Origin of the sequence: Bacillus cereus group sp. BceL062 (assembly GCF_051780025.1) — a bacterium.
Classification (GTDB): Bacteria; Bacillota; Bacilli; order Bacillales; family Bacillaceae_G; genus Bacillus_A; species Bacillus_A toyonensis.
In genome coordinates this window covers 84065-97081 of sequence record NZ_JBPWGY010000009.1, presented here as the reverse complement: position 1 = coordinate 97081, position 13017 = coordinate 84065, and the positions used below count along the sequence as shown (strand labels likewise).

The following is a 13017-nucleotide window of genomic DNA, read 5'->3' as shown; positions in this document are numbered from 1 at the left end:
TGAAACTATATACCTCAAAATCGTTTCATAATGTTATTACTTCAGCATAGCTACAATTTATATAATAACGGTACAGTACAAATAACGTGCTAAATCACTAAGTATGGGGGAATAACGATGAACGAAGCATTACTATTAGTCGACATACAAAATGATTACTTTAAAGGCGGCAATATGGAATTACATCACCCTGAAAAAGCCGTCCAAAAAGCGAAAGAAGTATTGAGAGTGTTTCGTGAAAAACATAAAACAGTTATTCATGTACAACACATTGCGAACAATGAAGGAGCTACCTTCTTCCTACCCGAGACAATAGGTGCTCAAATTCATGATGATGTACAACCGATCGCTAATGAAAGAGTCATACAAAAACACCACCCTAACAGTTTTTTAAGAACAAATTTATTACAAACATTAAAAGAAGAGAAAATAGACCAACTAGTCATTTGCGGTATGATGACTCATGTATGTATTGATGCAACAGTACGGGCTGCCAGTGATTTAGGATTTCAATGTATTGTAATTGAAGATGCTTGTACAACAAAAGATTTAGAATTCCAAGGAAATCTAATCCCAGCAGTACACGCTCATCAATCGTTCATGAGCGCATTAGAGTTTGGTAATATTTACGCAAAAGTCATGTCAGCAAAATGTTTTATAAACAAAAACAAATAAAGAATTACAGTTCCATATGAAAAAAAGAAAGAATAAATATCTTATTCTTTCTTTTTTTCATATGTCTTAATGACAGTGTTTATACGATAATCACCATAATGTAAAACATCTGCAAGCGTCTCTTCTAATTGCTGATGCGAAGATGTGTGAAGAATCATGATATAACACCCATCGCCACTTATACGATACATTTCAGTAATTACGTCTGTTTTTTCGAAAAAACTTTGAATTTGATTATGATAATGTGGTGCATGCAAAAATAGCGTAACAAACGTCATAATGGATCCTTCCAGCTTAGCTCTGTCGATATCTATCGTATATTTTTGAATGACACCTGCCTCTTCTAATTTGTTAATTCGTTTTCCAACGGCTTGGCCAGTCAAATGTACTATCTCTCCAATTTCCCTCCAGTTCATTCTAGCGTTTTCTTGTAGTAACTGTATAATTTTAAAATCTGTTGAATCAAACATGGACATCCCCTTCCTATATGAAGCGACTTCTATAAAATCTTCATTTCCCATACAGTTCAGCTCAAAAATTTTGCACTACAATCGATTAACTCTATTAGGAATTACATTATTGTTAACGGCTTTCCTTCTTCTTTACAATGTATTTTTTTGATTACTCGTAGGCATCAGAAACAACTTTGGTAAATATTCGAAAGATCCCTGCAGCAAGCTAGCGATTGCTTTTTTATAAATATGAAAATTTTTTAGGAATTAGTTTATCTTTTTTTAATGTTTTATTTAGAGGGAGTTTATACTCTGGGATTAACATAATAAACGTAGCAACTAAGTTCATTGATTCAACCTAAATCTTTTCATATAACAAAGATTCAGAAGGATGAACTACTACTATAATCACAAACCGCACTACTTAAAACCATGTGAATAACATGAAAATCATACAATGAGGAGACGATAAAAAATGAACCAAAAAACGAAAGCACTATCATCAATACTGCTCGGATTCACATTAGCATTAACAGGGTGTGCTGGTACTAAAGCCGAAGAAAATCATGGTAAACAAAAACAAGAACAAGCTGCTAAAGAGACGAAAAAGGAAAACAAGTTAACGAAAGGCCAAAAAATGGCTAACATTCTTAGCGATACTAATTGGCAAGGTACAAGAGTATATGACAAAGATAAGAATGACTTAACAAAAGAGAATGCAAACTTCATTGGCCTTGCAAAATATGATGCGAAGTCCGGCAGATATGAATTCTTTGATGCTAAGACAGGTGCAAGTCGTGGCGATAAAGGAACTTTCTTTGTCACAAATGATGGGAAGAAGAGAATATTAATTTCAGAATCAATGAAGTATCAAGCTGTTGTTGACATGACAAAACTAAATAAAAATGTATTTACTTATAAACGAATGGGGAAAGACGCTAACGGTAAAGATGTAGAAGTTTTCGTTGAACATGTTCCATATAAAGAAAAAGAACTTTCTTTCACTGATCCGGACAAGCAACTGAACACTACTACAGGCGATATTGTTAAAAATGTTGATGGAGATAAAATTTTAGGCGGCACCCTTTGGCATGGAACAAAAGTATTAGATGAAGCTGGTAATGATGTAACACAGTTTAATTCTAATTTTATAAGTCTAGCAAAATTTGATGACAAGTCTAATAAATACGAGTTCTTCAATAGCGAAACAGGTCAAAGCCGCGGTGACTATGGTTACTTCGATGTTGTACACGAAAATAAAATAAGAGCTCATGTATCAATTGGAAATAATAAATATGGTGCCGCTCTTGAACTTACTGAACTGAATAATAAGAAATTTACGTATAAAAGAACTGGTAAAGACCAATCTGGTAAAGACATAACTATATTCGTTGAACATGAACCTTATAAAGGTGATGTTAAACCACAATTTAGTTTTTAATAAAGTTTACTTAAAAATCCTGTACTGAGCTACAGGATTTTTCTTATGAGTCTACTTTTTATATTCGAAACATGAATTAGCTGTAAAATGAAATAGGATCATACCGTCAGATAAGTAATAATAGAACCCCTGTTGCATACAGCGCAGGGGTTTTGATGTTAAAAAATTCCCCTTCACTAGTCAAAGGCAAATAATGAAAAAAGAAAAATCAGATGTAAAATAATCAATAATTATTAAAAACAAATAAAAGGAGTATCTCTTATTTAATAAGAGATACTCCTTTTATTTTTGGAAACATGTCTTAGCCACAAGCAAAAGGAACCATAAACTTACATAAAGTTTATTTTAACTTCCCTATTGATAGGTTAACACGGTAATTCCCATACTTTAATAGTCGTCCTAGAAAGTTATCCAATTCTTCATTGGAAGCAAAATGTGTTTTTAATAAATAACATCCGTCACCACTTATACGATGTACTTCAGAAATCCCTTCTTCTCCTTGAAAGAAATTCATAAACTCTTGATGGTTAGCTGTTGTTACGAACAAAGTAACAAACGCAGTTACTACTTGTCCTAATTTGATTCGGTTTATTGCGATTGTGTATTGCTCAATAATCCCTAAATCCTCTAACCTTCGAATTCGATTTCCTACCGCCTGTCCCGTCATATGTATTTTTTGACCAAGTTCTTTCCATTGTATTCTTGAGTTTTCTCCTAATAATTTCAGTATCTCAAAATCTGTTTGATCAATGATATAAACCAATCCTTTCACCGTGAAAGTAGAAAGCCAGAAAGTGTTTCGCCAGCTTATTCTGCTTATCGATACAATTCACTATACTTAGTTTATCCTCTTACATCACATTGTTTATCAGTTATATTCACTTATAACATAGAGGACGCAACAAAAAATACATCTAGATTTAAAGGAGGTTACAAATATGTTATTACAAGAAATCCTATCGTTCAATGAACAATTTGTAGAAAATAAGGAATACGCTCCTTTTGAAGCAACAAAAATGCCTAAAAAACGTATGGTTGTTGTTTCTTGCATGGATGCTCGTTTAATTGAGCTACTTCCAAAAGCTTTAGATATACACGATGGTGATGCAAAAGTTATCAGAAATGCAGGTGGTAAAATTGCTTCTCCTTTCGATAGCGTTATGCAAAGTGTTATAGCATCAGTATATGATCTAAATGCAGATGAAATCTTTCTTATCGGACACCATAAATGTGGTGCAAGCCAAACTAATCCAAAAGGAACAATTCAAAAAATATTAGATCGTGGAGTAGCTTCATCCGAAATTTTATCAGCAATTGAATATGCTGGTGTTGATCTTGAAAAGTGGTTATTTGGATTCGATGATGTCTGCGATTCAACTCAAGCTAATGTTGATTTAGTAAGAAATCATCCACTTATTCCAAAAGATGTTCCTGTACATGGTTTAGTCATTGATCCTCACACAGGTAAATTAGATTTAGTAGTTGATGGATATAAAACATTAAATGGTATGAAAAATTAATTATTACTCAAATGAAGGGAAGTTATTAAATATGAATAGACAAGAAGCTACGCAAAAAATTATGGAAGCAAAAATTGCAAAAGGTTTAACATGGGAAGAAATTTCAAAAGTAAGCGAAAACTCTGAGACTTGGGTTGTAACAGCATTATTAGGACAAGCTACAATGACACGTCCGGAAGCAGAAAAAATCGGTAAATTATTAGAATTAGATGAGGAAGTGGTTCAGGCATTAACAGTAGTTCCACTTAGAGGTCAAGTAATGCAAATGCCTCCTACTGACCCAATCTTATATCGACTATATGAAATGATGTTACAATACGCACCAACTCTTAGAGAATTAATCTTAGAAAAAGCTGGCGAAGGTGTAATGAGTGCAATTAACTTCAATCTAGGTGTGGATACACAAGAAGATCCAAAAGGTGGCGATCCTCGTATCGTTATTACACTTAACGGTAAATTCTTACCATTCCGTACATGGTAATTAATTTTAAATCTATATATATAATTAAAATAATTTTATAGATTTACAAAATCCATCCTTTTTAATCTAACTGTATAGAAAGGATGGATTTTTACTATGAGATTCTTTTTCGACAAAGGAGAATAATATGAACAAAAAATACTTTAATACGAGCTTTAGTATTCTACAGTGGTTTGTGTTTCTATTAGCAAATGCAATTGCATTGCCTATCATTATTGGTGGCATATTTCATTTATCAATAGAAGATATCTCAACATTAATGCAGCGAACTTTTTTAGTCGTGGGAGTAAGTTCATTTATACAAGCATGGTTTGGGCATCGCTATCCCATAGCAGATGGTCCAGCAGGTTCATGGGTAAGTATATTTGTCATACTGGGACAAGTAGCTATGCATCAGGGACAAAGTGCAAAAGACGTGTTGCAACTTTTAGAAGGCGGGTTAATTATTGCAGGTATATTACTCTTCATACTTGGTATAACAGGGCTTGTGCATCGAATCTTGCGTTTATTTACCCCTTTAGTTACAGGAACTTTTCTTTTAATCTTAGCACTTCAGCTTAGTGGTGTGTTACTAAAAGGAATGATGGGATTACAAGGATCTGTAACTCATCCTGATTATACAACAACTACTATTGCACTCTTTGTTTTTACCACGATTACCTTCTTATCAATTAAAGGGAAAGGCTGGATGAAAAGTTACGCTGTGTTACTTGCCATTTCATTTGGTTGGCTTTTGTATGCTTTATTAGAAAAATCGTCTCATATGCCTTCACACACACCGTTAGTTAAGTTACCACAGATATTTGCTTGGGGCATGCCTAGATTCGATATTGGAATGACTCTAACTGCAATTTTATTTACATTTCTTTTAGTTGCAAATACGATTGCTGCTATTTCGGCTGTAAAACAAGTGGCTCCATTATCTAAAGAAAATGAAAAGCAAACACTGAACCGTGGTATATGGGTTGGAGGTATATCACATATTATCTCGTCGTTGTTTTCTACAATTGGAATTGTACCATTACCTGCATCAGCTGGATTTATTCAACTAACAGGACAAAGAAAAGTGAAGTCATTCCTTATAGCAAGTCTCATATTAGCAGGAATTTCTTTTATCCCCTCAATTGTAAGCTTTATATCCTTACTTCCAGGCCCTATTGCTAATGCTGCACTTTTAGCAACATTTGTCCAAGTAATAGGCCTTGCATTTCAATCAATTTTACGTGAAGAATTAAATCAACGCCGATTAACTATATTAGGAATTACATTATTAATCAGTTTAGGAATAATGTTTCTGCCAGAAAGTGCATTTAGCAGTATTCCTTCTTCCTTACAATATGTTTTAAGTAACGGATTACTCGTAGGTACTATGATCAGTATTCTGCTAGAACAGTTTTGGAAAGAGTAAAGTGTTTAGACAATGCAATAATACTCCTTGCTCAGTCCTAACAAAAGGGATCACACCAGACGGTTGATCCCTTTTGTTTTTATAATAATCTCTCTTATTTTTCTACAATATCTTTTGCTTATAAAGCTTTATGTTAACACAGCTATTAGTTAGCTTGTCCTGACATATTATGAATTTCCGTTCAATTTATCTAAGATACTCTTATCTATTTTTGTTTGATCCACTTTAGCTATTTTAGAAACAATCCCACGGCGATCTTCCCAATCAATCAAATAATATTGATTTTTTTCCAATTCATTTTGCACGGAAATTTTCAGTTTTCTTTCTTCCCCTTTTTTATCGTACACCTTCTCATCGTAAACATGATACGTAAGAACTTCTCCATTACTCAATTTTTCGTTTTCTACTATAGAATCCGTCATTACTTTTACATAATATTGTTTAGTTGAATAGTATCCATTACCTGACTTCAGATAGTAGAAAGCACCTCCTATTATAGCTAATAACACAAAAATCCTAATGATCCATTTCATATGATAATACCTAACCTTTCTATCCTACTTGTAAAATTTATATTCATTAACATATAAATCTTCCCTACCTTAAGTATGCTTTATCTAAAAAGAGGGTACAATCCAGTTTCCTTACACCCACATTACACTTTTGTAATCCTATCATTTTGGATTAAAACATTTTTATCATTTTACAAAACAAGCATAATTTTTTCGCAAACAAAAGAACCATACCCCTACCAACCTGGAAAAGTTATGGTTCTTATCATATAAAATTGTAATTTGAATATTATTGCCGTAAACGCCAATCTCACAGGATTATTTGCATAAGGTGTTCAGCAATTTTGTCCCCACTTATCTTTTTATTTTTTCCTTTTCTACCAGGGCTGCCGCCCACATTTTAACGAAAATATACGCTAAGGATTATCTTACAGCGTAACAAGCTACTTCTCCCTTACATGTAGACACACTATACCGAATCTTAACTACATCACAACTTCTTATATGAGAACGGACGAAACCTACTTTGTCTAACACAATTGTGTTAGCTTATGAGTGGATAACCAAACCAGAATATAATGATTCCCTTACATTCACCGTCCGAGTGTTCAACACGTCGCAGGACTGGGAGTAATGACATATCTGTGGAGCTATTACCAACAGCCAGAAAAATTAAGAGTTATCATGATGGGCAATCGCATAAAAAAAGCTGCTGCCCATAAAATACAGACAGCAACTTCAACTAGAGTAGCTAGCATAATTTACGCAAGCTACAGTATACATTTTGTAACTAATAAACAGCGATTGGCCCATAGGGACCATTGATAATTTCTATTTTGGTTTCAAAAATATCTGTCAAAAGTGTTGGATCCATTACCTCTTCTACTGTTCCAAAAGCAGCAATTTGACCATCTTTCATAGCACAAATTTTGTCAGAGTACTTAGCCGCAAAATTTATATCATGCATAACAGTCAAAATTGTTCTTCCGAATTCATTAGCTGCACGTCTCAAATGCTCCATCATTTGAACAGATCGAGCAACATCAAGGTTGTTCAGAGGCTCGTCCAAAAGTACGTATTCGGTCTCTTGGCACAATACCATCGCTACATATGCCCTTTGTCTTTGACCACCAGAAAGCTCATCTAAATATCTATTCTCTAAATTAGTTAAATCTAGAAAGTCGATATATTTAGAAATAATAACTTCATCCTCTTTCGTTAATCTTCCCTTTGAATAAGGAAAGCGCCCAAATCCAACTAGTTGCCTAACAGTAAGCCTAGTTACAAAATGATTTTCTTGTCGCAATATAGTCAAAACCTTTGCTAAGTCTTTTGATTTGGATTCAGAAACATCCATATTTGCTACTTGAATGTGACCTTCATCCATATCTAAGAGTCTTCCAATCATCAAAAGTGTCGTGGACTTTCCAGCGCCATTTGGTCCAATTAAAGAAGTAAAGCCTGCTTTTGGTATTTCAATATCCAAAGGTCCTATTTTTACCTTATCACTATAGAACTTTTTAACGTTATCAATTTTTATCATAAAGCCCTCTTCCTTAAAACTATAGTTAAGAATATGATTCCACCAAATAATTCAATAATAACTGAAACTACACCTTGAGCATGGAATACATGATACATTAAAAAGTATGCACTCGTCATTATCAAAAATCCTATTGCAAAAGCCATTGGAAAAATATATCTATGATCATAAGTTGACGCCGCCTGATAACTCAAAGTTGCTACTAAAAAGCCATAGAAAGTAAGTGGCCCAATTAGAGCTGTTGAGATGGACATTAAAATAGCTACTAATACAAGCGTATAAATTACACTAGGTTGATATTTAACCCCGAAAGAAGTAGCAACATCCTTTCCTAGTGACAAAACATTCAAATTCTTAGAATGAGCAAAAATCAATACTGCTACAATTATGATCATAGGAATTACAATAGGAAAATATGCAGGATCTGCATGATTAACAGAACCAAATAATCTTGCTTGTAAAATATCAAATTCTGAAGGCGCAAGTAGTTTTCTCATAAAAGTTGACACAGAATTTAGCCCGGTACCAATAATAATTCCAACTAAAAGCATAAGTTGTAAATTCCCGTATTTACCGGAAAGTAACCATCCATAAAGTATCAAACTCATGAAGACCATAACAACAACTTGGAATAAAAATGATCCAATTCCATTAAAATTTATTAACGCACTAGCACCAAAGAAGAATACTGTACTCGTTTGAATTGCTGAATAAAGTGATTCGAAACCTAAAAGTGAAGGAGTAATAATTTTATTATTCGTAATAGATTGGAAAGCAACTGTCGACAAGCTATGGCAAACCGCAGCAATAATCATTGCAACAATAGCTACTATCCTTCTCTTAACAACTGGGATAAAAGATGGTGAATCTATCGGAACTGGATTGTTATACACTAAAAGTCCATATGAAGAAAGGAGACCTAAACCAATCAATGTTATCAGTAAAATCCAATAACGTCTTGCTTCCTTCTTAGAACGAAAAGCGCTAGCTGATCTACTTTCATTATGAAGGCTAGAATCGATTTCGACATTTTCTTTATTTCTATATTCTAATGTGATCATCGTAGCCTCCTTGGTTTTCTTTGTCTCAATAAAATAGTAATAAATACGACTGCTCCCACTGTTGCAAGTATTAAAGAAACAGGTAATTCAAAAGGCTTTATAATTGTTCGAGAAATGATGTCACAGGCAGTTATTGACCCCATTCCGATCACACAAACCCAAGGTAAATTACTCCTAAGATCATCACCTCTAAACATTGAAACGATATTTGGCACAATTAATCCTAAGAAAGGTAAGTGTCCAATAACAGCTGCAACAATTCCAACTGCAACAGAGATAAGACCAGTCCCAAAAAGAACAATTCTATTGTAATTAACTCCAAGGCTTGTTGCGACATCTTCTCCTAGTCCAGCTAAAGTCAATCTATTAGCATACATAAAAATAAGAAAAGTAATGATAACAATCAGCCATAAATATTCATATCTTCCCACCTGAATGTTAGCAAATGAACCTACGAACCAAGTTTCAATACTTTGTGTCTTTTGAAAAAGGAGTCCCAAAAAAGTAGACACTGCAGAAATAACTGCTCCAAGCATCAATCCAATAATCGGGACAATTAAAGACGAACGAAGTTTAACTCTTCTTAAAAATAAAAAGAAAATCATAGTTCCTATAAAAGAAAAAATGATTGCACCAGTCATTCTTTGCACTAAAGTCGGGGCAGGGAATAATAAATATACAAAAAGCAGGCCTAAGCCTGACCATTCAATAGTCCCCGTTGTAGTAGGTTCAACAAAACGATTCTGTGTAATAAGTTGCATGACGAGCCCTGCCATCGCCATTGCAGCTCCAGTAAGCATTAATGCAACTGTTCTCGGAACACGAGTTATGAAAAACATCTCCATTCCGTCCTCTTGTCCACGTATATCATAAACTCCAGTAAACAGTGATATAATCCCTAAAATTATAACAACTATAATCGCTATTATAAAAGATTTTGTCCATAATTTATTGTGATTATAAAACTGGGGTTGAGAAATATTCTCAACCCTAGAAATTATATTTTTTGACACTGTTTCGTACTCCTTTACACTACTTAGCTAAAGTTTTTGCAAGATTTCCAAACAACTCTACATAAGTCTGAATTGATTCATTTGTGTAAGTATCTTCTGGTGCATAAACAACTTGTTTTTTAGAAACAGCAGTTGTGTTTTGAAGAGCTGGTGATTTAGAAATAACATCCTTAGCAGGTGTTGAAGTAGCTGCATCAGATGTTGCAGCATCACGATCTAATACGAAAAGCCAATCAGGATTTGTTTGTGCAATAGCTTCAACAGAAACGTCATCACCTTTATGACCTGCAGTAGAATTTGAAACTTCTAGTGCTGGAACCCAACCGAAAATTTCATACATTGGTCCCCAAACACGACCAGAATGTGGAGCAGCAAAACCAATATTCCCACCAGTAACGATAACACTCATAACTTTATCTTTTCCGTTATAAGCAGATTTTGCAGTTTCAATAGATTTATCAAAATCAGCCACTAATTTTTTAGCTTCTTTATCTTTATCAAAGATTTTTCCTAAAGTAATTGTAGAATCTTTAAGTCCTTTTACTAAGTTTTTCCCAGGCGTAGTAGATTTCTCAGAAACATCAAAATTAAGATCAATAACAGCTGCATTTGGCACTAATTTTTTGATCTCTTCGTAATGATCAGCAAATCTTTGACCAACGATTACAAGGTCAGGGTTTGCAGCTGCAATAATTTCAAGATTTGGCTCACGGTGATTCCCAATATTTTGAACTTTTTCATCCTTTTTATATGCTGAATCAGCAGGCATGATATCCTTTGGAGCAGCCGCTAATTTAATTCCCCAATCAGCTAAAGTTTCAAACGTTCTATTATCTAAAGCAACTACATTCTTTGGATTTACAGGAACAGTAACCTTTCCATGTGCATCAGTGATTTCAACCGTTTTTGGCTTATCACTACCATTATCTTTATTATTAGCCTTCGAAGTTTCTTTACTTGAATCCGAGCAAGCCACTAACATTAAAGTAAAAATTGCTAGAATACTTACTAATTTTAAAAGCATAGTTTTTTTCATACGTATACTCCTTATTATGTAATTTAGTTCGAAAATGATAAAGTTCATAGATTAAATTAGATAGTAACTTTTATACATCTAAATTGCTATTGATAATCATTTTCATTTGAACATCCTGTAAATAAGTATAGTCATTAATTCTGTGAAAATCTTGTGAATGGTGTGAGTTAATAAAATTAAAAATAAATTTGATACGGTCTCAACTAATGCGCATCAGATCCATCCCCCACACATACTAACCGATAGGCTCACACCTTATAAACCATGATTTCTACTGCAAAAAAATGACCATTTCCTGATAGCAATCTTCTTTTTATAGTTTCTGTCTTTTCATATTTCACAGAAACTACTTTATTATCTTATTTTTATCATTCAACCATTGAATAGCCTCTGCCATGTATCGTTTGAATATATCTGTCTTTCTTCTCGCACTTTAACTTTTTTCTTACATACCCAATATATAAGTCTACTACATTTGGATTTACTACTACGTTATATCCCCATACTTGATTCAAAAGCATTTCACGGCTCAATATTGTGTTTTTATTCTTGATTAAAAATACAAGTAAATCGTACTCTCGCTTAGTAAGCGAGAGGTTTTCGCCACCTTTTTTCACAATATTGCTAGATGCATCAACAAAGAGATCTTTAAACTGAAAAAAGTTTATCTCCTTTTGCTGGTTACAATCACTTCTCCTTAAAATTGCTTGAACCCTTGCTACTAATTCTTCTTTCGCAAATGGTTTTCTGATATAATCATCTGCTCCTGCTTGTAACCCTGCTACGCAATCCTTGCTAGAAACATTGTCGGTCACAATAATGATCGGTGTCGTTTTAACTAATCGTATTTGTCTACAAATTTCTGGTCCGGATATACTTAATGAATCCCAATCCAATATGATAATATCCCAATCTTGTTCATATATTATATTTAAACCTTCGTTTTCATTGTGAAGTTTTAAAATGAAATAGCCTTCTTGCGTTAGACCGCTTACGATTTTCTTCGCTAAAGACCGTTCATTCTTAATTACTAAAACCTGCTTCACCGATGGTTCACCTCTACTTCAATATCACTTAGTTAAATAAAAAATTATCCTAAAAAAATAATTTAAGATTTATAAATATTAAATTCCTAAAAAAACCATTAAAACAGCTTATTAGGAGAACTCTATATAATCTTACAATAGGTATAGATAAAAACACAAAACATATTAATATTCGAATAAATTGAATTTTTAATAGAAACTTACTACTTGGGCGTTTACGAGCAGCTATAGTATCTACCTGCTTATCATCAATAACCATTTCTTCATTTTCTGTTTCCGGGATACCGCCCGATTCCTATCAACTTAAGCATTTTATAAAACCACAAACAAAAAGAACCATAACCTCACCAATCTGGCAAAGTTATGGTTCATATCATACAAAATAAAAAAACCACCAAATATGTATTGGTGGAGACGGTGGGAGTCGAACCCACGTCCAAAAATATCGGCACTTAAGCTTCTACGAGTGTAGTCGATATATTAGCATTTCGCAAACTCTTCGGCCTATCGACAGGCTTCCAAGTTGCTAGTCTGATTGTTCTCTTCCTTCGCCCTCAGACGGCGAACTCCGGCGTAGTCCACTTAGTTTGAGTCCCTTACCCTACCACATGGACGATGGAGGGAGGAACCTTTAGTGCAATTAAGCAGCTAAAGAAAGATTGTTTTGTTTGCCAATTATAGGCTTTGACGTTTTAACGAGGCCGATCCCCTCGACTCGCAACCTAAGCTCGAACTATCCCTGTCGAATCCGTAACGTCCCCATGATAAAAATGGAGCATACGAAGAAAATATCGTGATAGCTACTAAGAGCTGTTTTTCAATGTGCAAT

13 protein-coding genes and 1 other RNA gene are annotated in these 13017 nt (G+C 34.0%); 5 read left to right on the top strand and 9 right to left on the bottom strand.

Annotated features, from left to right (window positions below; translation table 11 throughout):
* Positions 1–117 precede the first annotated feature (117 nt).
* Positions 118–675, top strand: coding sequence for a cysteine hydrolase family protein (locus tag ACS2MN_RS20520; protein ID WP_001001098.1), 558 nt, complete (start codon positions 118–120; stop codon positions 673–675).
* A 41-nt stretch (positions 676–716) separates the two neighbouring features.
* On the opposite strand, the gene ACS2MN_RS20515 is transcribed toward ACS2MN_RS20520, so the two are convergent.
* The gene (locus tag ACS2MN_RS20515; protein WP_043323162.1) at positions 717–1151 is read right to left on the bottom strand and encodes an Lrp/AsnC family transcriptional regulator; all 435 of its coding nucleotides are present in this window, start codon (positions 1149–1151) and stop codon (positions 717–719) included.
* 451 nt (positions 1152–1602) lie between these two features.
* Between ACS2MN_RS20515 and ACS2MN_RS20510 the strand changes: the two genes are divergently transcribed.
* On the top strand, positions 1603–2568 hold the full coding sequence (locus tag ACS2MN_RS20510; RefSeq protein ID WP_088055718.1) for a DUF4822 domain-containing protein: 966 nt from the start codon (positions 1603–1605) through the stop codon (positions 2566–2568).
* A 340-nt stretch (positions 2569–2908) separates the two neighbouring features.
* On the opposite strand, the gene ACS2MN_RS20505 is transcribed toward ACS2MN_RS20510, so the two are convergent.
* Complete coding sequence (locus tag ACS2MN_RS20505; protein ID WP_002039967.1) at positions 2909–3340, bottom strand: Lrp/AsnC family transcriptional regulator; 432 nt, start codon at positions 3338–3340, stop codon at positions 2909–2911.
* A gap of 166 nt (positions 3341–3506) precedes the next feature.
* On the opposite strand from ACS2MN_RS20505, the gene ACS2MN_RS20500 reads away from it, so the two are divergent.
* The 3 genes from ACS2MN_RS20500 to ACS2MN_RS20490 all read left to right on the top strand — a co-directional run bounded on the left by ACS2MN_RS20500 (position 3507) and on the right by ACS2MN_RS20490 (position 5977).
* Positions 3507–4088, top strand: coding sequence for a beta-class carbonic anhydrase (locus ACS2MN_RS20500; protein ID WP_000926483.1), 582 nt, complete (start codon positions 3507–3509; stop codon positions 4086–4088).
* 31 nt (positions 4089–4119) lie between these two features.
* A complete protein-coding gene (gene cynS, locus ACS2MN_RS20495; protein ID WP_001081567.1) occupies positions 4120–4569 on the top strand; it encodes a cyanase in 450 nt (149 codons plus the stop codon).
* Between the two features lie 127 nt (positions 4570–4696).
* A complete protein-coding gene (locus tag ACS2MN_RS20490) occupies positions 4697–5977 on the top strand; it encodes a purine/pyrimidine permease (protein WP_088055719.1) in 1281 nt (426 codons plus the stop codon).
* 167 nt (positions 5978–6144) lie between these two features.
* Here ACS2MN_RS20490 and ACS2MN_RS20485 read toward each other — a convergent pair whose 3' ends face one another.
* The 7 genes from ACS2MN_RS20485 to ssrA form a co-directional block, all read right to left on the bottom strand.
* On the bottom strand, positions 6145–6510 hold the full coding sequence (locus ACS2MN_RS20485) for a YxeA family protein (protein ID WP_000871140.1): 366 nt from the start codon (positions 6508–6510) through the stop codon (positions 6145–6147).
* A gap of 769 nt (positions 6511–7279) precedes the next feature.
* The gene (locus ACS2MN_RS20480) at positions 7280–8032 is read right to left on the bottom strand and encodes an iron ABC transporter ATP-binding protein (protein ID WP_000590047.1); all 753 of its coding nucleotides are present in this window, start codon (positions 8030–8032) and stop codon (positions 7280–7282) included.
* On the bottom strand, positions 8029–9093 hold the full coding sequence (locus ACS2MN_RS20475; protein ID WP_000631250.1) for an iron chelate uptake ABC transporter family permease subunit: 1065 nt from the start codon (positions 9091–9093) through the stop codon (positions 8029–8031). Before ACS2MN_RS20475 ends, ACS2MN_RS20480 begins: the two co-directional genes overlap by 4 nt.
* Positions 9090–10106 carry an ABC transporter permease gene (locus ACS2MN_RS20470; protein ID WP_000041827.1) on the bottom strand — a complete coding sequence of 339 codons (1017 nt, stop codon included), beginning with the start codon at positions 10104–10106 and terminating at the stop codon, positions 9090–9092. The genes ACS2MN_RS20475 and ACS2MN_RS20470 overlap by 4 nt, the downstream gene beginning before the upstream one ends.
* A gap of 19 nt (positions 10107–10125) precedes the next feature.
* Positions 10126–11142, bottom strand: coding sequence for a siderophore ABC transporter substrate-binding protein (locus tag ACS2MN_RS20465; protein WP_000753452.1), 1017 nt, complete (start codon positions 11140–11142; stop codon positions 10126–10128).
* Between the two features lie 368 nt (positions 11143–11510).
* Positions 11511–12188 (bottom strand): response regulator transcription factor, encoded by a 678-nt coding sequence (locus ACS2MN_RS20460; protein ID WP_000815804.1) that lies wholly within the window; start codon positions 12186–12188, stop codon positions 11511–11513.
* A 406-nt stretch (positions 12189–12594) separates the two neighbouring features.
* Positions 12595–12949, bottom strand: a transfer-messenger RNA (tmRNA) gene (ssrA, locus tag ACS2MN_RS20455).
* Positions 12950–13017: the final 68 nt, after the last annotated feature.

What these genes read in the sequence shown, in the direction of transcription:
- ACS2MN_RS20520 (WP_001001098.1), top strand. Translation starts at nt 118, where the DNA reads ATGAACGAAGCATTACTATTAGTCGACATACAAAATGATTACTTTAAA.
- ACS2MN_RS20475 (WP_000631250.1), bottom strand. Translation starts at nt 9,093, where the DNA reads ATGATCACATTAGAATATAGAAATAAAGAAAATGTCGAAATCGATTCT.
- cynS (WP_001081567.1), top strand. Translation starts at nt 4,120, where the DNA reads ATGAATAGACAAGAAGCTACGCAAAAAATTATGGAAGCAAAAATTGCA.
- ACS2MN_RS20490 (WP_088055719.1), top strand. Translation starts at nt 4,697, where the DNA reads ATGAACAAAAAATACTTTAATACGAGCTTTAGTATTCTACAGTGGTTT.
- ACS2MN_RS20510 (WP_088055718.1), top strand. Translation starts at nt 1,603, where the DNA reads ATGAACCAAAAAACGAAAGCACTATCATCAATACTGCTCGGATTCACA.
- ACS2MN_RS20500 (WP_000926483.1), top strand. Translation starts at nt 3,507, where the DNA reads ATGTTATTACAAGAAATCCTATCGTTCAATGAACAATTTGTAGAAAAT.
- ACS2MN_RS20515 (WP_043323162.1), bottom strand. Translation starts at nt 1,151, where the DNA reads ATGTCCATGTTTGATTCAACAGATTTTAAAATTATACAGTTACTACAA.
- ACS2MN_RS20485 (WP_000871140.1), bottom strand. Translation starts at nt 6,510, where the DNA reads ATGAAATGGATCATTAGGATTTTTGTGTTATTAGCTATAATAGGAGGT.
- ACS2MN_RS20480 (WP_000590047.1), bottom strand. Translation starts at nt 8,032, where the DNA reads ATGATAAAAATTGATAACGTTAAAAAGTTCTATAGTGATAAGGTAAAA.
- ACS2MN_RS20465 (WP_000753452.1), bottom strand. Translation starts at nt 11,142, where the DNA reads ATGAAAAAAACTATGCTTTTAAAATTAGTAAGTATTCTAGCAATTTTT.